The following is a 1319-nucleotide window of genomic DNA, read 5'->3' on the forward strand; positions in this document are numbered from 1 at the left end:
TGTCCCGCCCCGGGTTTGATGGAGGCATCGAAACCTGGGAGATGATTCAACGATGCCGGCCCCGAAGAAGTATCCCGATGATCTGCGTGAGCGTGTGACCCGGTTGGCGATCGAGGCCCGCCGGGACCCGGCGTCCGCGGTCGGCGCGATCCGGCGGATCGCCGATCAGTGCGGGGTTCATCCGGAGGCGTTGCGCGGCTGGGTGAAGAAGGCCGAGACCGACGCCGGCGGCCGGCCGGGCACTACCAGCAGCGACGCCGAACGCCTCGCCGCTCTGGAACGGGAGAATCGTGAGCTGCGGCGGGCGAACCAGATTTTGAAGTCCGCGGCGAGTTTCTTCGCGGCGGAGTTGGACCGTCCGTCGCGATGAAGGTCGACTTCGTCGACTCCCACCAGGAAGAACACGGTGTCCAGCCGATCTTGCGGGCCTTGGAAGGCACGCCCGCAGCGATCGCACCGTCGACCTACTACGCCGCCAAGACCCGCCCCGCCTCGCGACGCTCGCGGCGTAACGCCGAACTGACCGCGTTGATCAAGCAGATCCACGCGGAGAACTACGGCGTCTACGGCGCCCGCAAGATCTGGCACGAAATACTGCGCCGCGGGGTACGGGTGGCCCGCTGCACCGTCGAACGGCTGATGCGCGAAGCCGGGCTACGCGGGCTGTTACGCGACAAGTCCCCGCGCACGACCCGGCCCGCGGCCGAGACCGACTGGCCTCGTGACCTGGTCAAACGTGACTTCACCGCAACGGGTCCGAACCAGCTGTGGGTCGCCGACCTGACCTACGTACGCACCAGCATGGGCTGGGTATACGCCGCGTTCGTCCTGGACGTGCACTCCCGCATGATCGTCGGCTGGCAGGTCGCGACCTCGCTGTACACCGACCTGGCGCTGGACGCGTTGAAGATGGCGATCTGGCGCCGCCAGAATCAGGGCGCTGACCTGCAAGGACTCGTGCACCACTCGGACCGCGGCGTCCAGTATCGAGCGATTCGCTACAGCCAGCGGCTCGCCGAGGCCGGCGCCGTCGCATCGGTCGGCTCGAAGGGCGACTCGTTCGACAACGCGATGGCCGAGGCGTTCAACTCCCTGTTCAAGGCCGAACTCGTCCGCAACAAGGGGCCGTGGCGCGGCCTCGACGACCTGGAGATGGCCACCGTCGAGTACATCGACTGGTACAACAACCGGCGCCTGCACGGCGAGCTCAGCCACGTCCCACCCGCCGAATACGAGGCACTGCACGCGATGACCCACCCGGTCACCGCACCCCTGAAAACCAGCTAACCAACTCTCCACCAAACCCGGGGCTTGACAGT

Annotated in this window: 1 pseudogene; it reads left to right on the forward strand. The window is 66.9% G+C overall.

Annotated features, from left to right (window positions below):
• The first annotated feature begins 52 nt into the window (after positions 1-52).
• Positions 53-1287: pseudogene (locus WH85_RS46090) on the forward strand (IS3 family transposase).
• Positions 1288-1319 lie beyond the last annotated feature (32 nt).

This window comes from Actinoplanes rectilineatus, from assembly GCF_000962825.1.
Taxonomy (GTDB): Bacteria; Actinomycetota; Actinomycetes; order Mycobacteriales; family Micromonosporaceae; genus Actinoplanes; species Actinoplanes rectilineatus.